A 19,561-nucleotide genomic window follows, 5' to 3' on the forward strand; every position below is an offset into this window, starting at 1 on the left:
GTCATGCTGCACTTTCGACATCGAGATCGAGCACCGGACGTGTCTGTCTTGCCCGCGCCAGCGTCGACGTGAACTCTCGTGCCCGAGCAACTCCGGTGTGTCTTTCCAGGACCAGCGAATGGGCCTGCCTGGCCATACCGAGCCTGGCGCGATCCGGATGTCCCAGAAGAATTCCCGTCACATCATCTGCGCTGCCGGCCGTCTGTATCGCCGTAGCCGGAAAGAAACTGTCGAGGCCAGGCCAGCGATCGCTGATGATCGGCGTCCCGCACGCCGCAGCTTCGAAAAGCCGGACGCTGGGCGACCATCCGGCTTCGACCATCGAAGTGCGTGTCACGTTCAGCGTGTAGCGCTGCCGGCCATAGAACCCGGCATGCTCGGCCGGCGGCAGGTGCTCGATCCGCTCGACATTGTCGGGCCAGTCGATATCGTGCGGGTATTGCGAGCCCGCGACCACGAAGCGTCGATCCGGCAGTCGACGCGCAGGCTCGAGCAGAAGCGTTTCCAGGCTCTGCTGCCGATCCGGACTGTAGGTGCCGAGATAGCCTAGATCCCATTTGATCACGTTTCGGTTTCGATGGTGCCGCTCGGGGTCGACGGAGCAATAGAGCGGTTCGGCCCGACGCGCGCCGAATTCGAGCTCCAGGCGTTGGAGGGTCGGTCCGCCCGTGAAGGAGAAATAGAGGTTGAAGTAGGGGATCTGCCGGCGGGCGAGATAGTCGCAGTCATCTTTGGCAACCCTGGCCAGCGTCACCGGCGTGTCGATGTCATAAAAGCAGAATAGCCCGGTGCACAGGGACGCGAGGTCGTCGATGACCGCCCTGCCTTCAGGCACGAACGAGCCGATGACCACGACATCCGCCTGCTGAAGGTCTCGTTCATGGTTGCGACGGAGCTCGTGGACGGTGTCGTAATAGCGCAAGTCGCAAAAATCGGGGTCGCGCAGGTCGCGGTGGTGCGCATACCAGGGCACGTCGCGTTCGAGGAAGGTGACGCGATGGCCGAGCTCGTCAAGGCCTCGCAGCAGCCCCCGAAAAGTCGTCGCATGGCCATTGCCCCAGGAAGAGGACAAAGAAAGACCCAGGAACACGATGTCGAGTGCCTTCGTCATTCTGCGGCCTCCACGGTCTGGCGCTCGAAATTCGCCTTGAAGATTGCGTCAACCCGTTCAGCCCTCAGTGTGTATGTGTGCTCGGCCAGAACACGCCGAAGCGCTGCCGCCCCGATCGCCTTTGCGCGCCCTGGTGTGAGCATGCACATGATCTCGACAACATCGGCGCCGTCCCGTGCGACCAGGATTTCCTCGCCGGGCGTAAGGAAAAGCTCGACACCGGCCCAGGCGTCGGTGATGAGGCATGCACCGGCGCCGGCTGCCTCGAAGACCCGCGTTGCCGGCGAAAAGCCGTTGCTGGCCATGCTGTCGCGGCTGATGTTCAGCACCGCCTTCGGCGTGACATTGAAGGCGTTGTGGTCTCGAGTGCCGACATGGCCGAGCCAGGAGACATTGGCCGGCATCGGCTTGTCGCCCCAGCCCGAGCCGCCGAGCAGGAACTTCTTGTCCTCCAGCGCACCCGCGGGCTCGAGGAAGAAGCCCTCCACGCGCGCCTCGCGATCCGGCAGGCGATTGCCGAGAAAGGCGAGATCGCAGGCGAAGCGGGGATCTCGGGCGACGGGGAAATGCGTCTCAGGATCGAGCGCGTTGTAGATCGGCACACATTCGGCGGCGCCAAGCGCCCTATAGTCCCATACGACGGGATCTCCGCCGCCATAGGTCAGCACGAGGGCGATCCTTTTGAGCTCCTCGTGGAGAGGATGGCCGGCATCGTTCCGCAATTGGCTGAGCGTCGCCGGGGCGTCGACGTCCCAGAATACCGTCAGCGCGTCATTGCGGGCGTGGTCGAGCACGGCGCGCAACAGCGCTTCGTCTTCAAAGCCGACACCGCTTGCCTTGACGACGATGTCGGCCTGCGCGGCGCAGGAAGCGACCTGCATCAGCGCATCCGGCGTCGCCTCGTAAACGACGACGTTGCACCAGTCAGGAGCCTCGATGTCGCGGTGCTTCTGGCGGTCAAAGGCGTCCGGCTCGTAGAAGACGATGTCGTAACCGCGCCGGGAAAGTGCCTTCAACAGGCCGCGATAATAGGTGGCGGCGCCGTTCCAATAGGACGACAGCAGGCTGGATCCGTAAAAGGCGATCTTCATGCGGCGGCCTCCCTTGCTGGCAACCCGTCGACCGCATGGCGATTGCCGCATGCGGCGAGTATGTCGAACAATTCGTCGGCGCGGCGCCGGCATGTGTGCCGCGCCAGAATGGTTTCCAGCCCGGCTGCCGCCAGAGCCTTCGCAAGCCCGGCGTCGTGCAACACGTCGCGCAGGTGCTGGCGCATCTCTGCCCCGTCGCGGGCAAAGAGAAAGTCCTTGCCGGGGCGGAACAGCTCTTCGACGTCCGACCATGGCGCCGAGACGAGGGGAATGCCGCAGGCCAATGCCTCGAACATGCGGATCGTAGGAATGCCTGGCAGATGTTCCCGGTAGGGCCGGCGCGGGATGTGCACCGTGACACGATGCTGCGAGAACGCTTTCGGGACGTCGGCATTGGCGATCCAACCCTCGTGGCGCAAGCCGGCGTCGGCGAGCGCGACCCGTGCCTGCGCTGGGTAGCGCACCCCATGAACGGTTCCCGACAAGCCAAGCTCGCGTGCCGGCTCGACGAGGAACTCCTGGATTTCGGCGCTGCGTTCGTCGTCGCCCCAGTTGCCGACCCAGACCAGATCCGATACGGCGTCGACATCGGGAGAGGGTTTGAACAACCGTTCGTCCGCTGCTTCATGCCAGGTGAAAGCCCGTCTGCCCCAGCCGGCGCGAAGGTAGCTCTCGCGCAACGCTTCGCCGAAGACCAGGACGCCGTCGTAGTGCTCAAGGTTCAGTGCCGAGATCGATTGCGTCGCCGACACAGCGCGGTGATGCGTGTCGTGGAACAGCAGCGTGAAATTGCCACCGTTGAGCTTGGCCCGCCCGATCCGTGCAACAAGGTCTGGATCGGTCCATTCATGGACGATCACCACATCCGCATTCGCAATCCAGGCCTCGTGATCAAAGGACGCATCGTAGGTCACCGGCATCAGCTCGGGAAAATCCTTCCGGAAGCGCTCGACGGCGAAGGAGCCCTGCTCGGCCAGCAGGTTCGAACGGCTCCAACCGTCCGCGGGCTCGAGCGCGAGGGCGTGGTGTCCGTTGGCAATAAGCTCGCGCATGATGCCGCGCTGGAAATGCGCATTGCCATGGTTCCAATCGGAAACGACGGAATGCGTGTAGAAGACGAAATGCATGATCAGCGCCCCGCGACGGCCATCGCCGCCTGATCGTAGATTTTGCGCATCGCCTCCGCCTGCGCCCGCAGCGAAAATCTGTGTGCACGCCGAGCGGCGCGCCGGCCGAGCTGGCGCCGCAAGTTTTCGTCGCGGGAGAGGTGGGCGATGCATCCGGCAAGCGCATGCGGATCGCGAGTATCGAAGAACATAGCCGCGCCGTCCCAGAGCTCGCGATAGGTCGCAATGTCGGCGAGGACCAACGGCGCGCCAGAGAGCGCGGCTTCCAGAGCGGCAAGTCCGAAGGGCTCGTAGATCGATGGTGAAACGAAAATGCCGGCCTGCACCATCCGCTGACGCACGTGGGCATGGCCGATCGAGCCGAGCGCGACGCAATGATCGAGACGCGTCGTCTGCCCGTCCGGCCCGTCGAGCGGACCGGCGGCATGGACCGGCCATTCGGTGATCGCAGCCGCGGCATCCAGCACCGCCGCATTCTTTCCTTCATCCCACCAGCGGGCGGCGGCCAAGACGAAAAGCTCGCGCCGCGAGGCGACCGGGCCGGGAAGAGCACTGTTGTGGACGACACTCAGCCGCGCGACCGGCCCATAGCAGGCCTCAAGCATGTCGGCGTGGCTTCGGCTGGGTGCCACCACAATATCGGCGCGATCGAAACCGGCCCTGTTGCGGTCTTTCTGCCAAGCCCAGCCGCCGGTCGGGACCTGACCGCGCACGGCATGCAGCCACGTCACGACGCAGGAATGCGAGACCGCGAGGATGGGGCAGGGCAGATCGACCTCGGCCGCCTGGGCCGGAGCGTTAAGATGAACCAGATCCGCGGCGTAGGCCGTTGCAAGCTCCCGAAGCTCGCCGGGCAGGCCGTCGAGATCGCTCTCGTTGCGCGTCATCCAGTCCGGAGGGGTCTCGAGCCATGCGAGCGTCGCGAAGGATTGCGCCTCTTCTGCTTGCTCCCGAGAAGGCCGAGGCCCTAGCCCGGCCAGGACGACGCTGTCCCCTCGGGCGGTGAGCTCGCGCGCCAGGTCGAGCGAATAGCGCCAGACGCCGCCGACGGAGTCGGTGGTCATCAGGATGCGCCGCGGGCGATGGATCAATGATTGCAGCATGAGGACTCCAACTCGGCCAGCGCGCGCGGGCGCTGGTCCTGGATGTCGCTGAACGTCCGAAACGAAGCCAGATAGTGGTCATGCGCGCGCTCCCAGGCGAGATCGTCGGGCTCGCCCCACAGCTCGCGGTAGCTTGGCGAGCTCGGATAGGGATAGAGCGGCACCGGCTCGTTGGCCCAGACGCCGTTGTCGATGAGGTGCTTGCGCCAATACTCCACCAGCGCCGGATCGTCCTCGACCACGCCGATCAGGTTGGCCTGGACGAAAGGAACATGGCGGCGGGCATCGACCAGCAGCGCGGCCAGTTCCTCCGTGCCCAGCCGACAGCGCTTGGCCAGCATCGCGCGGCCTTCGACGGTCAGGCTTTCCAGGCCAGCTTCGATCGAGACGCAGCCGGCCTCGCCCAACAATTCCAGCAGCTCCGGTTTCCAGAGGTCGATGCGTGTCTGAACGCCGAATTGGATATCGCGGTCGACAAGGGCCTCGAGCAGCGCCTTCTGGGGCAGGAAAATCTCGTCGATGAAGTAGATGTAGCCGACGCCCTGGCCCATCAGACCGTCGATCTCGGCGACGACCGCGTCGTGGTTCCTGCGGCGGTAGGCGTCGCGAAAATCGATCTTGGCACAGAAGCTGCAATTATAGGGGCAGCCCCGCGAAGCCTCCACCTCTGCACCGGCGCCCTTCTGGTCCGCGTCGAACCGATGATGGTGGTGCGAATGGGCGGCAATCCAGTCGGACGGCCAATGAAGTGCCGGGTGGTCGACGAAGCGGCTGACGCTCACGCCACCGTTGCAGGCCAGCACGCCGCTCTCGAGCCGTGCCGTGTGAGGGACGGCGCTCCAGTCGCTGCGCCCCGCAAGCTCCGCCACCACCTCCTCGCATTCGCCGCGCACGACGATGTCGACGCCAAGCTTGCGCAAGGTGGGGGCGGGCGTCGCCGAGCCATGCGGTCCGACGGCGGCGGTGCGCCCGCCGCGCCCGTCGAGATGCTTCAGGAATTCTGCCGGCACGCGCAGCTCCGGCGGTGCGCAGCGCCAGAACAGATAGGTCGGTGCGGTGGTCACGACGGTCATGTCCGGCCCGAACGCCGCCACGCGCTCGGCAAGTTCCGCGTTGTCGAGATCCTGCAACTGCCCGTCCAGCATCAGCACGGTGTGGCCGTCGGCCTCCAGCAGGGCTTTGCAGTAGCCAAGCTCCAGGGGCAGATGCGGCTGGCGGCAGCCGAAATAGATGCTGTGCTCATATGTCCAACGCGGATTGACCAGTGCGACTTTCATGCGACGTACCTCGCCACTTCAGCGTGGGGCTGGAGACGGTGCCGCAACAGCCAGCCGGCAAGGTCGCTGATGCCTTCGCGCCATGGGACATGCGCCCGCCAGCCAAGCGCGGCCTCTATCTTGCGGGTATCGGCGACGAAGAAGGGCTGGTCGCCGGTGCGTTCGACATCCTGCCGGAGCACGATGTCGCGGCCCGTCATGGCGGCGATCTCCGACAGGAGCGAGCGCAGGCTGACGGCATTCCGCGGCCCGCCGCCAAGATTGAACGCCTGTCCCTTGAGGTCTTCGATCCTGGCCAGCACGCCGCGATAGGCGGCAACCGCGTCGGACACATGCAGGATGTCGCGCACCTGCTTGCCGTCACCATAGATGGTGATGGGCCGGCCGCTGAGCGCGCTGAGGAGGAAATGCGCGACCCAGCCCTGGTCCTCGGTGCCGAACTGGCGCGGTCCATAAATGCAGCTCATGCGCAGCACCGCCGTTGGCAGGCCATAGGACTTGGCATAATCAAGGACATACTGGTCCGCAGCGCCCTTGGAACAGCCATAGGGCGTGCAGAAATGGAGCCCGATCGTCTCGTCCACGCCATTGGCGCGGACGGCTTCGTCGCAAGGCTCGTAACGGTCGTCCGTTTCCCGCATCGCGAGCTGGGGCAAGCTGCCGTAGACCTTGTTGGTGCTGGCGAAGATTACCGGGGCGCTCACCTGCCGGGCCGCCTCAAGCACGTTGAAGGTGCCTTTGAGATTGATGTCGAGGTCCTCCGCGGGTTCGATCAGGCTCGTGGTCACGGCGGTCTGGGCAGCCAGATGGAAGATCGCTCTTGCTGGCGTCAGTGCCGAGGCCAGCCTGGCTTGGTCGCGCACGTCCACGGTTTCAACTCTGAGATGGCTGCCGTGCTTTTGCGCCAGCCATTCGAGATTCTGCTCGACGCCGGCTCGGCTGAGATTGTCGATGACCAGTACCGGTTCGCCATCCGACAATAGGCTGTCGGCGAGGTTTGAGCCTATGAAGCCGCTGCCGCCGATGACGGCCACCGGCGCTTTGCCAAGGCCGCGATGCCGCTCACTCATGACACCAGCCCCCGCTCTTCAAGCTCGCGCTTCATGTCGGCGCCGCGGTCGATGACGACGGTGTTGCGAACCCAGGCCGCGAATTCACCGAGGGAGTTTTCAAGCCGATGGCTCGGCTCGAAGCCAAGCAGCTCGCGCGCCTTGGCAATGTCGGCAAAGCAGTTTCGGATATCGCCGGAGCGCGCCTTGCCGAGGATTTCGGGCGGCCGCTTCGGAACGCCCATCGCTTCTGCAAGCAATCGAGCCACCTCGCTGATAGTGTAGGATCGTCCGCTGCCGATATTGATCGCGTGGCCGGCAGCCTGGCGTTGCTCCAGCGCCAGCCGGAAAGCCCGGGCGACGTCGCGCACATGGACGAAGTCGCGCTTTTGCTCGCCGTCCTCGAAGATCATCGGCCGCTTGCCGTTGGCGAGCCGCGAGGCGAAGTTGGCAAGCACGCCGGTGTAGGGATTTGCGAGCGCCTGACCGGCGCCGAAGACGTTGAACAGGCGCAACGCCACCGCATCCAAATCATATGCCTGACCGAAGATCAGCACCGCGCGCTCCTGTGCATATTTGGTCAGCGCGTAGATCGAGGCGAGGTCAGGACGTTTCTCCTCGTCAGTCGGAATCGGCGACAGCGTTTCGCCGGCAGCCGACAGCGGGTCCCATTGGCCGTTCCTGATGTCGCTTGGCTTGCGACGGGCATCGTCGATACGCCGCCCGTCCGCTGTCTTGTAGAGGCCTTCGCCGTAGATGCTCATCGACGATGCGACGACAATCCGTTCGACTGGTTTCTTGATCAACGCCTCGAGCAGGGTCGCGGTGCCGAGATCGTTGGTGCCGACATAGCGGGCGATCTCGTACATGGATTGGCCGACGCCGACCTCGGCAGCGAGATGGATGACGGTGTCGACATCCGCTACTGCATGGTTGACCGCGTCTCGATCACGCACATCTCCCCGGATCAGCTCGGCGCCAGCTGGAATGCTGACGGTTTCATTGCCGTGCACTTGGTCCAGGAGTGCGTCCAGAACACGGACTTCGTAGCCATGCTCGATGAGTTCCTGGGCGACATGCCGGCCAATGAAACCGCAGCCTCCCGTAACCAGGACACGTTTCACGAGAACTCCTTGCCGATTTAGCGTTGGGGCCGAATTAGCGTTGGGCTCCCGAACTGCGGGACAAAAGGTTTGTTCCCTGCTTCATCAAAGTTCCCTCTGTGGCGCACCTGTCGGCGGGTCGCCCGCATGCCTGGGAACATTGCCCTTTGCGCGCCGTTAGGGCCGCTCACCGACGTGCGGCAAGAAAGGCAAAGCCATGTCTGAAGCGAAGACGACCACCAATCACGACGAAATCCGCAAATGGGTTGAGGAAAGGGACGGCCATCCCGCCCTGGTTCGCACCAAAGGCAAGGGCGGCATCCTGCGCATCGACTTCGGCGAGCCGGAGGAAGCGCTCGAACCGATCGAGTGGGATGAGTTCTTCCGGATCTTCGACGAGAATGATCTCGCCTTCCTGCATCAGGATAAGGCCGGGAGCGGAGGAAAGAGCCGCTTCAACAAATTCGTCGAGCGGAGCGGGAATGGTTGACGCAGGCGGCGGCAGGTAACCAGCAGCGAACGCACGCAGAAGCGGCCCGACCGGTGGCGTCGCCCCGGGTGCGCTCAATCCAATGGCTTGTCGGTCGGGCGAGGGGGGGGGGGCCAGCCTCGCGCTTGCGCCCGGCATTGCGATTGGCAACCTTACTGTCGAGCGGTGATCTCGACTGTTCCTCGGCGGCGCCGGCGGTTTTGGGAGTTGCCGGTTTCGCGCCGGAGTCGCTATCCATCGCATCGCGGTTAGGATGCGGGAGGCCTCCAGCGTTCGGTGACCTGGTGGCCGGCTGGGATGTGTTTTTCAGTTGAGCCATTTCGTACCTCCTTACCTGATCGCAACGACGCGGCGCCCGGGCTAGTTCCAGGCAAGACGCGGTCACCCGTGAGGACGCATCACGACCTTGATGCAGCCGTCCTGCTTGTCGCGGAACTTCCGGTAGAGATCGGGTCCGGCCTCGAGCCCGGCGCGGTGGGTGATCACGAAAGTCGGGTCGATGTCGCCGCTTTGGACCTTGTGCAGGAGTGGCTCGAGATAGCGCTGCGTGTGGGTTTGTCCCATGCGGAACGTCAACCCCTTGTTCATCGCCGCGCCGAACGGGATGTGGTCGATAAGGCCGATATAGACGCCGGGCACCGAGATGGTGCCTCCCTTGCGGCAGCAATAGATCGCCTCGCGCAGAACATGTGGCCGGTCGGCGCCCAGATAGACACTCGCCTTGACCTTATCGAGCATGGAATCCGCGGTGGCGGTGGCATCGGCTTCGGTGCCGACACAGTCGATGCAACTGTCCGGGCCGCGACCGTTGGTCATGGCCATCAGGGCATCGTAAATATTCAAGTTGCTGAAATCGAGGGTCTCGGCCTTGCCGTAGTCGTGCGCCATGTCAAGCCGCTCCGGGACCTTGTCGATGGCGATCACGCGACCGGCGCCAAGCATCCAGGCGCTCTGGATGGCGAACTGGCCGACCGGCCCGCAGCCCCAGATCGCGACGGTGTCGCCTTCCTGGATGCCGGCGTTCTCCGCCGCCATATAGCCGGTCGGGAAGATGTCGGAGAGGAACAGGACCTGTTCGTCGTCCATGCCGTCCGGCACCTTGATGGGGCCGACATCGGCAAAGGGCACGCGCAAATACTCGGCTTGCCCGCCCCAATAGCCACCGACCAGATGCGAATAGCCGAACAAGCCGGCGGGCGACTGGCCCATGACCTTGGCGGCCTGGTCGGCATTGGGGTTCGACCGGTCGCAGAGTGAAAACAGGCCGTTCTGGCAAAACCAGCATTCGCCGCATGAGATATTGAAGGGAACGACGACGCGATCGCCCTTCTTGAACTTGCCGTGTTCGCGGCCGACCTCCACCACTTCGCCCATGGTCTCATGGCCCAGCACGTCGCCCGATTTCATCGTCGGCATATAGCCGTCCATCAGATGCAGGTCCGAACCGCAAATGGCGCAGCAGGTAACCTTGATGATGATGTCGCGGTCGTCCTCGATCGCGGGATCGGCGACCGCATCGCACCGGATATCGCCCTTGCCGTGCCATGTCAGCGCTTTCATCGTGCCGTTCCTGTCGGTTGGAGGATAGAGATGCATCGAACTTGCGCCCGGCTGGAATGTTCCCCGGGCGTCGCCTCGCATTCACCTATTGTCCGCGGAGCCTGGTTCAGCGGCCTTGCGGTGCTGCTCGGCCAGCGTGCCGGCCGGCGTGACATGGGCCGCGGCAGCCTGCATCTTGTTCTTCAAACCGCTGACCACCTGCTCTTTTCCGGCCATCATGGCGTCATAGCCGTCCTTGGCCACATCGGCCGGCGTGGCGGGACGGAACCAATTCGAAACACGGCTGTTCCGCCGTCAATGTGGAGCGACAGCCATGGGCATCCTTTCCGATCTCGATAAGAAACTTACCGACAACCTTTATGAGCATGGCAGTCAGCTGACCGATCCCAGCGCTGATCTGCCCCGCCGGGTCAACGAAACGGTCGATCTCCTCATGCCGTTCATCCAGCCGGACGCGCGTGAGGCGGTGAGGCTGCAAATCCTCGGCATCATTCACGAGCACATAGTTGATGATGCCGAGATTGGACGGGGAGATCCAGCGGCCGAGGAATGAGAGAAACCCGTCGGTCGCGGCATCGATTTCCGGGCGCTGCCTAGGCTCGAGCGCCGAACGGAGCCAGGCGCTAGCTGATATCTATGATTTTTCGCTTCTTCGGCGTCCGGCCAGGCCTGGACGCGGGAGGAGGCGACTTTGCCGCCGGTGCCGCGGCCAAGCGCTGTTCGCGTAGTCGCGCCGTCTTTGCCTGGCGCGCCAGTCGTTCCGTCTCAAGCAGTTCGCGCGCCGCGATCGACGTGCGCTCACGCCTGTCCTTGTCGATCTTCCGCGTCGCCACGGTCGTTCCAGATCATTTCGCCGTTGGAGCCGTATCCAACTTGCCCGAAGGCCCATTGTTCCGAATGATCCTGCGACGGACGGATGTAGCGAACGAAATATCTGCCAACTCGAACATGTCGGGCCAAGCCCTTGTCTGAAGCTCCCGTTGCTTGTCCCGCGGAACTTCAGCGCGCCGCTTCTCGGTTCGGCCAGCTGACGCCGGCGCGATGCGCCGGCCCTGCGACGTCGGAACCGAAGCGGTGCGTTCGCCGTTCCGGCTGCATTCCTGTCGCCAAGGAGATCGCCATGGCGCCGCGTCCCGCCTGGAGCGGTTATCTCAAACTGTCGCTGGTCACCTGTGCCGTCGAATTGACGAACGTCGTGACCCATGCCGAGAAGGTTTCGTTCCACGTGCTCAATCGCAAGACCGGCAACAGGGTCCGGCGCGTCTATGTCGATGCCGAGAGCGGCAAGCCGCTGGATCAAGAAGACGAGGTCAGGGGCTACGAAGTCGGCAAGGACGAATTCATCTTCATCGAAGAGGAAGACATCGAGGCGGTGCAGATCGAGTCCTCGCACACGCTCAATCTCGACGGCTTCGTCGACAAATCGTCGATCGAGCAGATCTATCTCGACGCACCCTACTATGTGACGCCCGCCGACAAGGTCTCGGAAGAGGCTTTTGCGGTGATCCGCGACGCGCTGGCCGAAAAGAAGATGGCCGGCCTCGCCCGCATCGTGCTCTATCAGAGGGAACGCCCGGTAGTGGTCGAGCCGCGCGGCAAGGGCATGATGCTGACCACGTTGCGTTACGGCGACACCGTGCGCGAGCCCGCCGGCGTCTTCGCCGAGATCAAGGCGGGAAAGCCTGACAGCGAGATGATCGGGCTGGCCGAGCACATCATCGATAAGCAGAAGGGCAAGTTCGATCCCACCGAGTTCCGGGATCGATATCAGGAGGCACTGCTGGAACTGGTTCGCGCCAAAAAGGCCGGCAGGAAGACGCCGAAGGCCAAGGCGGAACCCAAGCCATCCAATGTGGTCAATTTGTTCGATGCGCTGAAAAAGAGCCTCGGCGCCGAGACCGGGGAGAAACCCAAATCCCCGAAGTCCAGGGGAGCGCCGAAACGAAAAAAGACGCAGAATTCTGCACGGGGGCGCAAGTCGGCATAGCGGTTGTCTCTGCGGTGGGCGACATCACGTGCGGCGTTGCAGACCGAGGCAAAATAAAACTGGAGGCTTGGAGCCTTCGCCGGCATGGCCGAGGAGGAATTTGGGTGACGAACAGCGCGGGCTAAAACAACGTCCGCCGTGGCAGAAGAGCACGAGCTCGAGCATTTCGCGCGCCGGGGGGCACCGGGCACGATCCAAAAACCTATCCTTTGTGTTCCTCGGTTTCACGCAACAGCCGCACGATCGCATCCACTGGAGACGGATCGGCCGCCGGCTGGATTTTCCGTCGCCAAAGGTGGCGAAGAAGCTTTTTCAACATGGGCATGGAAGATACTCCCTAGCTACCAGACCTTGCATCGGGCGTTCTCGGTTGGAGCGCCATTTCCCTTTGGCGAACAGCCGGCATCCGCATCAACCGAGCTGGGCGGCAAGCAGGAAAGCGGCGCCCGCCAGAACCACGAGCGCCCCAATCACCAGCACCGGCCCGTTCCTGCTCGGCTGAAGGCCGGGCGCGTTCTCGGGGCGCTGCATGGCGCTGGCGAAGCTCGCCTGATTGGTGAATTTCGGTTCATCTGGTGCGACGCGATGGGTGGAACTCGCCGAGCCCCCCGCCTCAGCATCCGTTTCCTGCGGGGCAGCGGAGGGATCGAAGCCGGGCGTCTTGTCGCGGGTAATGCCCATCTGCATTTCGCCTCGATCCTCGGCAGGTGTTCGCTTGCTCGGTGAGGTCATCGGACAGCTCCTTTCGCTACCAAACATCTGTCCGGCCTCGGTGTTCCAAGGGCATCTTTTGAAGGCGAACTAGACACGCTTCTATGCAGGAACTCGTTTCCGGGCAGGGTGCCACTATCGCCGGCGACGAACTCTGAGCGCAGCCGGAACCTTTCCGGTTGGGCAGCTTTTACCCTCGTTATCTAAGATGACGAGGCACCGATGCAGGTTCTCGAAACCCAAATACTTTCCAAGTCGGAAGGCGTGGTGACAGTCGAATTTCTCGGTGAGGGCGGCGAAAAGATTTCAGTCACAATGGCTGCATCCGACCCACGGCCGAAGTGCGGCGACACCGCTCTTATCGATCGCGCCAAAGAGATGATGGTGCAGTGCGCGGTTTTCGAGACTGCGGAAGACCGGTCCGGGCAGGAGAGCGACCGCGACCTCAGCGAGCCTGCCAAGCCGGACAGCCCCTTCACATTCGAATATCGCGACAATGACGGCCTGCGGCAGCTCAAGGGCGTGGAATTACCGAACCTGGAGGCCGTGCATGACGAGGCGCTGCGTTCGGCGATTGATCTGCTTGACGACACGGCCGCGGAAGGTGGGCAGCAGGGCTGGGCCGTCCGGGTTCGCGACGGCGACGGAAAGATCGTACTGTCAATCGACTTCGACGACGCGAAACGGAAAAAGGCGGAAGCGGAATGAGGACCGCGGGCTGCGCGGCCAAAGAAAGGACACACCATGCTCCCGTTCCTGTCACTGGATATGCTGGCGGCTCGGAGGGCGGACGGACTTCACCCTGAGCTTGCCAGCCTGCTCAGATCACGCATCGCTTTGGCCATGCCGGGGGTGGTCGCGCTTGGTCAAGCCAAGGACGGCCAGGTCCAAGCCGGCCCCAATCCGGTCGGCAATGCCGACGAAGCGGCGCAAAAGGCAGTACTTCGCTTTCCTGCCCGGCAAAGCCGAAACGGCCAACAGCTGAAGAGATAGATAAACGCCAAGCGGTTGCTCGCGCGGCGCCTTCCAAACGCCGTGCAGTCCTGTACTTGCGGAACCACTCGATTTTCCGCATCCAAATGCACGAATTCCAACTTCCTCCGGAACTTTGGCGACGACTGTCAGTTCGATGATTTGCAGGCGCCGCTGTTTGGCGTCTGCCGGAGATCGGTGGGAAACACTGATCGGCCCGCGCCTCCCGACGCAGGCCTGCCGACCCCGTCAGGACAAGCCGGTCAGACAAGGATGGACGGGAGCCTATCATGAAACACCAAACGCTCGACCAATTGCACGCAGTCGCTGATATCAATCCGCTGGTGCCGCTCACGACAAGGACTGAAAAAATTGCGAGGTGGGCAGAACTGCTCGAGCGGAATCCGTTGCGCTGTCTCGCCGCCCTCACCGGCACCGAGTATCTCTATCCGGGCATGCGGGAAGAGGCGCGGGCGGCTGGATCCCCGCTGACGGTTGCGTTCGAAGACCCGCTGCTCAGAGCCTCGGGCCTGCAGTCCGATACCTATGGGGAAGCCAAACGCTTCTTTGAACTGTCCGATTGGCAGTTGCATGAAGTCGTCTGTAGCTGCCATGCCGGCGCAACCATGCAGGCCAGTTGGGCTGCTGGACGCGTCCGGAGGATCATCACCGGCAATCGCATTTTTGGCTGGCTAAGAAGCCGCTTCATACACTGACTGCATCTCGACCTGTTCGCTATCGCGGCTGTTGCGACAGCCGCGGGCGGTGCTCGGACGTGATCCACAACTTGATTCGCGGAGGGTGGGTCCATGAAGGACCCACGAGCGCAAATAGTTCGGCGCCGGAGCGCTGCTCGGAGCAAACTCCGGCCGGCTTGTCCCTCCAATGGGCCGGCGAAACAAGGCTGGCGAGACCGCAATGCGGCGAAGATGGCGATGCGGTGAGAAGGGCAGGTCTCCGAGCAACAGGCCCTGCCTCAGCCGTTCTGGTCGATCGCGTGGGGCGCTGGCTGCTGGCTCCCGCCGCTCGGGCGCTCGGGCTCTCGGCCGATCCAGGCCCACACGGTTATCAGTAAAATCACCACGATTGCGATCGCTGCAACGATCCGGGGCATCAGAAATCCTTCCGCTGCGTGGCTGCTAGCCGCCCGGCTTATTCGTGTTTGGATCCGAGGCCGCGCCGACTATCGGATCGGGCGCAACCGGACCGCGCTCGGCCTCCGAACCTTCGGATTCGATCTCCTGGACCGCCTGATCCCAATGTTCCTGTTGCCGCCCTTCCGGCCGACCCGCCCGCTCCCAGATTTCGTGGGCGCGGCGTCTGATGCGTTCTTCCCTGTCCATGACTGCTGCCTCCTCGTGCGGACCGCCGTCTGTTGGCCTAATTGGGCGACGGCGTGTTTGTTCCATCGGACTTGAGAAGCCGATTGCCTGCATCCCTTATTAGCCGGGTCGGGGAACGCTCCTCTGACGATCTTGTTATCCTTCAGATCAACTCCGGAGAAAGACATGGGCAAGGAAGAGAACCGCCGCGAGACGGGCGCCAGGAAGTACCCGGCCAATACCGATCCAGATCCGTCAGACCGGTTTTCGCAGGCGGCGGCCAGCAACGAAAAGCCTCACGATCGATTTGGGCTCACTCGCAGACAGGGCGAGGTGGAAGACAAGACACGTCAGTCGGAAGGGCAAAACCCTCGGGGACGGGCGACGCCTAGTCCTGCGACGGAAAAGACTTCCGGAGCCGGCCCATCGGTCGCCGAGCATTCCAAGGATGCAAAAGCGCCCAAAGGCGGCCGCCAGCCTGGTGCTTACGTGAAAAAATAGCGAAGCTCGCTCGCCGCATCATTTGTTCGTCCGGGTTTTTTGCCGCGGATTGATCCCTCCGGTCTCGGTGGTGTCATTCTCGACATCACCTTCGACCGTGTTCTCGCCTCGCTCCAGTTCATCGCCTTCCTTGAAGGTGCCCTTGGACGTTCCGACGCCAGGGTCGCTGCCGATATCGGCGTCGCTAGGCTTTTTCGATTTTGGATGTCGGTTTCCGATCATGGCCATTCCTCGCTGCCTACATGCCTGACGAACCGGGAGATGCGCCGAAGGTTCCGCATCAACGCCATGTCGAATGCATCCGTCCTACACGCCGAAGGGGTAGGTCTCAGGAACACCGGACGCGGCATGCTCCGGCCCGAGCGGCGTCACGGCGGTGGTTTCATCGAACCAGACGAGGGCGTCGAATTGCCGCGCAAGCGAGGCGTCGGCATAATGGCTGTGCAGTTCCGTTTCCGGCCGATAGATCACTCCGATGAACCGTTCCAGCCGACGTTCGGTCAGCCGATCATGAAGGACTGGATCGGCTCCAAGGTCGAGCAGGAAACGAGCGGCGCCGGCGTCGTGGCAAAGCCGCTCATAGCTGTCCTCGCGGGAAGGCCGCACGGACATGACTTCCATTTCGCCGTCCCAATCCTTGGCGGCAGCGACCGTGCCGGCATGCGTGCCGAAGCCGATGAGGGCCACGTCGTCGCCGAACCGCTGGCGGCAGAGCTGACCGATGTTCACTTCGTCCCTGACGATTCCCATCTCCGTGAAGCGGGCATCGCCGATATGGGAGTTGTGCGCCCAGACCACGGCCTTGGCATCGGGGGAACGCGCTTCGAGAACATGTTGCAGTGTCTCGAACATGTGCGTGTCGCGCAGGTTCCAGGATTGCGCGCCGCCATAGTACATCACGCGGTAGTAGTGCTCGGCGGACGCGATGAGCCGGGCGTTCTGCGCGGCCTCTAACAATTCGTCGCCATCCTGGCCGGCGTGATCGAGTTGACGCGACAGCATGTCCCGGCATTGCCGCAGGACCGCCTCCTCGCATTCCCGGTAGCCTCGGGTGAGCGCCGCCCGGCCATAGGTGGAGGGTTCGTGCTGCCACGGCGTCAGGCAGCCGTAGCGTTCGCGGGCAATGCTTGCCGCCTCCGGATCGACGCGGTCGAGATATTCCAGGACCGCCGCGATCGAGCCTCTCATATTGTAGATATCGAGGCCGTAGAAGCCTGCCTGGCTTGCCGGTGTTTCGATCTGCTCGTTGTGCGCACGCAGCCATTCCACGAATGCCGCGAATTCGGCGTTGCGCCACATCCAGGTGGGAAACCGCTGGAAAGGCATATCGGCGCGCGGCGAAGGTGGGCGACGGCGCACATAGCGGTCGATCGCCGCGGCGTCGGGCCAGTCGGCTTCAGCGGCGATGATGGTGAAGCCATGTTTCTCGATCAGTCTTCTGGTGATCCAAGCCCGCGCCCGATAGAATTCGGATGTGCCGTGGCTTGCTTCGCCGAGCAGCACGATGCGCCGATCCGCAAAGCGATCGAAGGCCTCCACAAAGGCGGGAGCATCGAATTCCGGAAGCGGTTCGGCCGCCGCGGCAATCATCTGGGGAAGACTGCGCGCCGGCGACAGCGGGGTGACACGGTTGGTTCGGATGCGGTTGTTCTCCTGCCAGCCTTCTTCGCCGATCAAAGGGACAAATCGCACTGCACCGAAATCTTCCTCGCTGTAGGTGGACGCGCCGGTGCGGGTGACTTTGAGGAGGCGCTGCTCGTCAGGGTCATCTCCGACCGGAATGACGAGTTTGCCGCCGACATCCAATTGCTGCTGCAGGGCGAGTGGCGCGCCGGGCCCGCTCGCAGCGACGACGATGGCATCGAACGGTGCCGCTTCGGGCCAGCCCTTGGTGCCGTCGCCGGTGCGCACCTCGATGTTGCGATAGCCAAGCGTCTCGAAGCGCCGTCTCGCGGTTTCCGCCAGGCCGCCGTGCCGTTCGATCGTGTAGACATGATCGACGATGCGGCTCATCACGGCGGCGGCGTAGCCAGATCCCGTGCCGACCTCGAGGACCTGATCGCCGGGGCCGATCTCAGCCATTTCCAGCATGAGCGCGACGATATAGGGCTGCGATATCGTTTGGCCCTCGGCAATCGGCAGCGGTCCGTCCTCATAGGCAAATTCTTCGAAGCCAGGGTCCACGAAAGTCTCGCGTGGGACCTCCCGCATCGCTTCTAGGATCTCACGATCATGAATGCCGCGGCGGCGGAGATGAACATCGACCATTCGGCGACGTTCACGGGACAGGTCGAGCATGTGCATCCTCAACGGAAGTTGCAATCGCAAGCGGCTGCGGCAACGTCATCCCTCGGCCTCCATCATCGTCTTGGCCGGCTCGCGCGCGACGTTCTCCTCGATCCGCTCGCGCCCCGGGGTCTCCGGCAGCGCCTTGCGGAAATTCTTGGCATAATCGGGCGGCATCTTCGGCGGCATCATCGGCTCGTAGGCATCGACCAGTGCCTGGATGACGACCGGCCCATCGGCGGCGAAGGCTTCGTCAAGGACGCGCTCGACCTCGTCGGCCCGCTCGATGCTGAAGCCTTTGCCGCCCATTGCCTCGGCCGCCTTGGCAAAATCGATCGGCTGCAATTCGCAACCGAATTGCGGATTGCCGAGAAACATCATCTGCTCCCAGGCAATTTGGTTCAGCATGTTGTTCTTGATGACCAGGAGCTTCAGCGGAATGCCATAGCGCACGGCCGTCGAGAACTCGCCGAGCTGCATGGCAAACCCGCCGTCACCGACAATCGCCGCGATCGGCCGGCCCGGAAACGCAATGCCGGCGGCAATTGCGTAGCTCAGCCCGCAGGCCATGGAAGCCAGCGCGCCCGACACGCCGAAGGCCTGGCCGTCGCGAAGGTCGACATGGCGCGCGGCGAGTTCGGTGTTCTGCCCTGAATCCGTGGCCAATATCGTATTGTCGGCCAGCCGTTCGCCGAATGCGCGGGCAATCAGTTGCGGCTTGAGCGGATAGCCTTCGCCGGCCTCCGACTGGCGCATCATCTCTCGCCATTCCTGCATCGAGGCCTGCGCCGCCGCGAGGAATGTACCGTCGGACTTGCGGTTGAGCCGCCGGTTGAGCGCCCGGAGCGTTTCCGCCGCCTCGCCGACCAAGCCTGCCTCGACGGGGAAGCGCAAACCGATGCGCTGCGCGTCGCAATCTATCTGGACGCCGCGCGCCTGCCCCGGCTTCGGATAATATTCGATGTAGGGAAAGGTCGAGCCGACGATGAGGACGGCGTCGCAGGTTTCCATGGCTTCCTGCGACGGCAAGGTTCCCAAGATTCCGATGCCGCCGGTGGTGTAGGGGTGCCCGTCCGGGAGCACGGCCTTGCCGAGCAGCGCCTTGACGATCGGAGCCTGCAGCAGCTCCGCGGTTTGCCCGAGCTCGGCCGCGGCACCGATCGCGCCGCGCCCCGCCAGGATCGTCACGCGCCTGGCGTCGTTCAGGATGGCTGCCGCCTTATCCAATTGATCGTCCTCGGCAACGCAATGAGGAAGGAACATGTGCTGCGGCGTATGCGCCGAACGGTTGCGCTTGGAACGCCCGGCCGCATCGGAAGGCTGCTCCTGGACGTCGCTGGCGATCGAAAGATGGGCGACGCCCTTGCGGGCGAGCGCGGTGCGGCAGGCAAGGCTTGCCACGTTCTCCATGTGCGCCGCATCCGAGACCTGAACGTTATAGACCGCGACATCGTTGAAGACACGGGTCAGGTCCACGTCCTGTTGGGTGAAGGTCTCGATGAGATCGTGAAACTGCATCCCGGTAATCGCGAGCACCGGAGCCTGATCGAGCTTGGCGTCGTAGAGTCCGGTCAGAAGGTGGGTGCCGCCCGGTCCGGATGTGGCAAGGCACACGCCAAGCTTTCCGGTCCACTTGGCATAAGCGCAAGCCATGAATGCGGCGGATTCTTCATGACGCACCTGGACAAAGGAGACTTTGTCCCGGTTTTTGCGCAGAGCCTCCATAATGCCGTTGATGCCGTCGCCAGGCAGCCCGAACACGACCTCGACATCCCAGGCAACCAGAGTGTCGACAAGAATTTCCGCTGCATTTGGCATGGCAAGGCTCCGCTGAATGCCTTCCGAACCAGCAGGGCGGCAGTTGGTTCCCT

20 protein-coding genes and 1 pseudogene are annotated in these 19,561 nt (G+C 63.3%); 7 read left to right on the forward strand and 14 right to left on the reverse strand.

Annotation, left to right across the window (positions count from 1 at the left end):
* Position 1: 1 nt before the first annotated feature.
* From CK220_RS18230 to CK220_RS18260, 7 genes are read right to left on the reverse strand one after another with little or no spacing between them, the layout of a single operon-like run.
* Positions 2–1,111, reverse strand: coding sequence for a glycosyltransferase (locus CK220_RS18230; RefSeq protein ID WP_095812864.1), 1,110 nt, complete (start codon positions 1,109–1,111; stop codon positions 2–4).
* Positions 1,108–2,202 carry a glycosyltransferase gene (locus CK220_RS18235; RefSeq protein WP_095812865.1) on the reverse strand — a complete coding sequence of 365 codons (1,095 nt, stop codon included), beginning with the start codon at positions 2,200–2,202 and terminating at the stop codon, positions 1,108–1,110. Before CK220_RS18235 ends, CK220_RS18230 begins: the two co-directional genes overlap by 4 nt.
* Positions 2,199–3,329 carry a glycosyltransferase gene (locus CK220_RS18240; protein WP_095812866.1) on the reverse strand — a complete coding sequence of 377 codons (1,131 nt, stop codon included), beginning with the start codon at positions 3,327–3,329 and terminating at the stop codon, positions 2,199–2,201. The genes CK220_RS18235 and CK220_RS18240 overlap by 4 nt, the downstream gene beginning before the upstream one ends.
* 2 nt (positions 3,330–3,331) lie before the next feature.
* Complete coding sequence (locus CK220_RS18245) at positions 3,332–4,432, reverse strand: glycosyltransferase family 4 protein (RefSeq protein WP_095812867.1); 1,101 nt, start codon at positions 4,430–4,432, stop codon at positions 3,332–3,334.
* Entirely contained in the window at positions 4,417–5,709 is a 1,293-nt protein-coding gene (locus tag CK220_RS18250) for a TIGR04295 family B12-binding domain-containing radical SAM protein (protein WP_095812868.1), read from the reverse strand. Before CK220_RS18250 ends, CK220_RS18245 begins: the two co-directional genes overlap by 16 nt.
* A complete protein-coding gene (locus tag CK220_RS18255) occupies positions 5,706–6,779 on the reverse strand; it encodes an NAD-dependent epimerase/dehydratase family protein (protein ID WP_095812869.1) in 1,074 nt (357 codons plus the stop codon). Before CK220_RS18255 ends, CK220_RS18250 begins: the two co-directional genes overlap by 4 nt.
* Positions 6,776–7,882, reverse strand: a complete 1,107-nt coding sequence (locus CK220_RS18260; protein WP_095812870.1) for an SDR family NAD(P)-dependent oxidoreductase — start codon at positions 7,880–7,882, stop codon at positions 6,776–6,778. Before CK220_RS18260 ends, CK220_RS18255 begins: the two co-directional genes overlap by 4 nt.
* A gap of 196 nt (positions 7,883–8,078) precedes the next feature.
* Here CK220_RS18260 and CK220_RS18265 point away from each other — a divergent pair, with 196 nt between their 5' ends.
* A complete protein-coding gene (locus CK220_RS18265; protein WP_095812871.1) occupies positions 8,079–8,351 on the forward strand; it encodes a hypothetical protein in 273 nt (90 codons plus the stop codon).
* A 381-nt stretch (positions 8,352–8,732) separates the two neighbouring features.
* Here CK220_RS18265 and CK220_RS18270 read toward each other — a convergent pair whose 3' ends face one another.
* Together CK220_RS18270 and CK220_RS18275 are read right to left on the reverse strand one after the other, a co-directional pair.
* Positions 8,733–9,911, reverse strand: coding sequence for a zinc-dependent alcohol dehydrogenase (locus CK220_RS18270; RefSeq protein ID WP_095813004.1), 1,179 nt, complete (start codon positions 9,909–9,911; stop codon positions 8,733–8,735).
* An 81-nt stretch (positions 9,912–9,992) separates the two neighbouring features.
* A pseudogene (locus CK220_RS18275) lies at positions 9,993–10,163 on the reverse strand (oxidoreductase); the annotation flags it as partial.
* 61 nt (positions 10,164–10,224) lie between these two features.
* On the opposite strand from CK220_RS18275, the gene CK220_RS18280 reads away from it, so the two are divergent.
* Together CK220_RS18280 and CK220_RS18290 are read left to right on the forward strand one after the other, a co-directional pair.
* Positions 10,225–10,464: a hypothetical protein gene (locus tag CK220_RS18280; RefSeq protein WP_095812872.1), complete on the forward strand. Its 240-nt coding sequence runs from the start codon at positions 10,225–10,227 to the stop codon at positions 10,462–10,464.
* Positions 10,465–11,031: 567 nt separating this feature from the next.
* A complete protein-coding gene (locus CK220_RS18290) occupies positions 11,032–11,898 on the forward strand; it encodes a Ku protein (protein WP_095812874.1) in 867 nt (288 codons plus the stop codon).
* Between the two features lie 411 nt (positions 11,899–12,309).
* Here the strand turns inward: CK220_RS18290 and CK220_RS18295 are convergent, their stop codons facing one another.
* Entirely contained in the window at positions 12,310–12,630 is a 321-nt protein-coding gene (locus tag CK220_RS18295) for a hypothetical protein (protein ID WP_095812875.1), read from the reverse strand.
* Between the two features lie 201 nt (positions 12,631–12,831).
* On the opposite strand from CK220_RS18295, the gene CK220_RS18300 reads away from it, so the two are divergent.
* The 3 genes from CK220_RS18300 (at position 12,832) to CK220_RS18305 (ending at position 14,297) form a co-directional block, all read left to right on the forward strand.
* Positions 12,832–13,317: a hypothetical protein gene (locus CK220_RS18300; RefSeq protein WP_095812876.1), complete on the forward strand. Its 486-nt coding sequence runs from the start codon at positions 12,832–12,834 to the stop codon at positions 13,315–13,317.
* A 36-nt stretch (positions 13,318–13,353) separates the two neighbouring features.
* A complete protein-coding gene (locus CK220_RS31475; RefSeq protein ID WP_141245161.1) occupies positions 13,354–13,602 on the forward strand; it encodes a hypothetical protein in 249 nt (82 codons plus the stop codon).
* Positions 13,603–13,871: 269 nt separating this feature from the next.
* Entirely contained in the window at positions 13,872–14,297 is a 426-nt protein-coding gene (locus tag CK220_RS18305) for a hypothetical protein (protein WP_095812877.1), read from the forward strand.
* Between the two features lie 423 nt (positions 14,298–14,720).
* Here CK220_RS18305 and CK220_RS18310 read toward each other — a convergent pair whose 3' ends face one another.
* On the reverse strand, positions 14,721–14,924 hold the full coding sequence (locus tag CK220_RS18310) for a DUF2934 domain-containing protein (RefSeq protein WP_095812878.1): 204 nt from the start codon (positions 14,922–14,924) through the stop codon (positions 14,721–14,723).
* A 165-nt stretch (positions 14,925–15,089) separates the two neighbouring features.
* On the opposite strand from CK220_RS18310, the gene CK220_RS18315 reads away from it, so the two are divergent.
* Positions 15,090–15,404, forward strand: a complete 315-nt coding sequence (locus tag CK220_RS18315) for a hypothetical protein (protein WP_095812879.1) — start codon at positions 15,090–15,092, stop codon at positions 15,402–15,404.
* An 18-nt stretch (positions 15,405–15,422) separates the two neighbouring features.
* Here the strand turns inward: CK220_RS18315 and CK220_RS18320 are convergent, their stop codons facing one another.
* The 3 genes from CK220_RS18320 to CK220_RS18330 form a co-directional block, all read right to left on the reverse strand.
* Entirely contained in the window at positions 15,423–15,626 is a 204-nt protein-coding gene (locus CK220_RS18320; protein WP_095813005.1) for a hypothetical protein, read from the reverse strand.
* An 84-nt stretch (positions 15,627–15,710) separates the two neighbouring features.
* Positions 15,711–17,702: a protein-L-isoaspartate(D-aspartate) O-methyltransferase gene (locus CK220_RS18325; RefSeq protein ID WP_095813006.1), complete on the reverse strand. Its 1,992-nt coding sequence runs from the start codon at positions 17,700–17,702 to the stop codon at positions 15,711–15,713.
* 45 nt (positions 17,703–17,747) lie between these two features.
* Complete coding sequence (locus CK220_RS18330) at positions 17,748–19,508, reverse strand: thiamine pyrophosphate-dependent enzyme (protein WP_095812880.1); 1,761 nt, start codon at positions 19,506–19,508, stop codon at positions 17,748–17,750.
* Positions 19,509–19,561: the final 53 nt, after the last annotated feature.

Source organism: Mesorhizobium sp. WSM3860, from assembly GCF_002294995.1.
GTDB lineage: Bacteria > Pseudomonadota > Alphaproteobacteria > Rhizobiales > Rhizobiaceae > Mesorhizobium.

Excerpts from the sequence above, each read along its gene's own strand:
- CK220_RS18230 (WP_095812864.1), bottom strand. The coding sequence starts at position 1,111 with ATGACGAAGGCACTCGACATCGTGTTCCTGGGTCTTTCTTTGTCCTCT.
- CK220_RS18235 (WP_095812865.1), bottom strand. The coding sequence starts at position 2,202 with ATGAAGATCGCCTTTTACGGATCCAGCCTGCTGTCGTCCTATTGGAAC.
- CK220_RS18240 (WP_095812866.1), bottom strand. The coding sequence starts at position 3,329 with ATGCATTTCGTCTTCTACACGCATTCCGTCGTTTCCGATTGGAACCAT.
- CK220_RS18245 (WP_095812867.1), bottom strand. The coding sequence starts at position 4,432 with ATGCTGCAATCATTGATCCATCGCCCGCGGCGCATCCTGATGACCACC.
- CK220_RS18250 (WP_095812868.1), bottom strand. The coding sequence starts at position 5,709 with ATGAAAGTCGCACTGGTCAATCCGCGTTGGACATATGAGCACAGCATC.
- CK220_RS18255 (WP_095812869.1), bottom strand. The coding sequence starts at position 6,779 with ATGAGTGAGCGGCATCGCGGCCTTGGCAAAGCGCCGGTGGCCGTCATC.
- CK220_RS18265 (WP_095812871.1), top strand. The coding sequence starts at position 8,079 with ATGTCTGAAGCGAAGACGACCACCAATCACGACGAAATCCGCAAATGG.
- CK220_RS18270 (WP_095813004.1), bottom strand. The coding sequence starts at position 9,911 with ATGAAAGCGCTGACATGGCACGGCAAGGGCGATATCCGGTGCGATGCG.
- CK220_RS18280 (WP_095812872.1), top strand. The coding sequence starts at position 10,225 with ATGGGCATCCTTTCCGATCTCGATAAGAAACTTACCGACAACCTTTAT.
- CK220_RS18290 (WP_095812874.1), top strand. The coding sequence starts at position 11,032 with ATGGCGCCGCGTCCCGCCTGGAGCGGTTATCTCAAACTGTCGCTGGTC.
- CK220_RS18295 (WP_095812875.1), bottom strand. The coding sequence starts at position 12,630 with ATGACCTCACCGAGCAAGCGAACACCTGCCGAGGATCGAGGCGAAATG.
- CK220_RS18300 (WP_095812876.1), top strand. The coding sequence starts at position 12,832 with ATGCAGGTTCTCGAAACCCAAATACTTTCCAAGTCGGAAGGCGTGGTG.
- CK220_RS31475 (WP_141245161.1), top strand. The coding sequence starts at position 13,354 with ATGCTCCCGTTCCTGTCACTGGATATGCTGGCGGCTCGGAGGGCGGAC.
- CK220_RS18305 (WP_095812877.1), top strand. The coding sequence starts at position 13,872 with ATGAAACACCAAACGCTCGACCAATTGCACGCAGTCGCTGATATCAAT.
- CK220_RS18310 (WP_095812878.1), bottom strand. The coding sequence starts at position 14,924 with ATGGACAGGGAAGAACGCATCAGACGCCGCGCCCACGAAATCTGGGAG.
- CK220_RS18315 (WP_095812879.1), top strand. The coding sequence starts at position 15,090 with ATGGGCAAGGAAGAGAACCGCCGCGAGACGGGCGCCAGGAAGTACCCG.
- CK220_RS18320 (WP_095813005.1), bottom strand. The coding sequence starts at position 15,626 with ATGATCGGAAACCGACATCCAAAATCGAAAAAGCCTAGCGACGCCGAT.
- CK220_RS18325 (WP_095813006.1), bottom strand. The coding sequence starts at position 17,702 with ATGCTCGACCTGTCCCGTGAACGTCGCCGAATGGTCGATGTTCATCTC.
- CK220_RS18330 (WP_095812880.1), bottom strand. The coding sequence starts at position 19,508 with ATGCCAAATGCAGCGGAAATTCTTGTCGACACTCTGGTTGCCTGGGAT.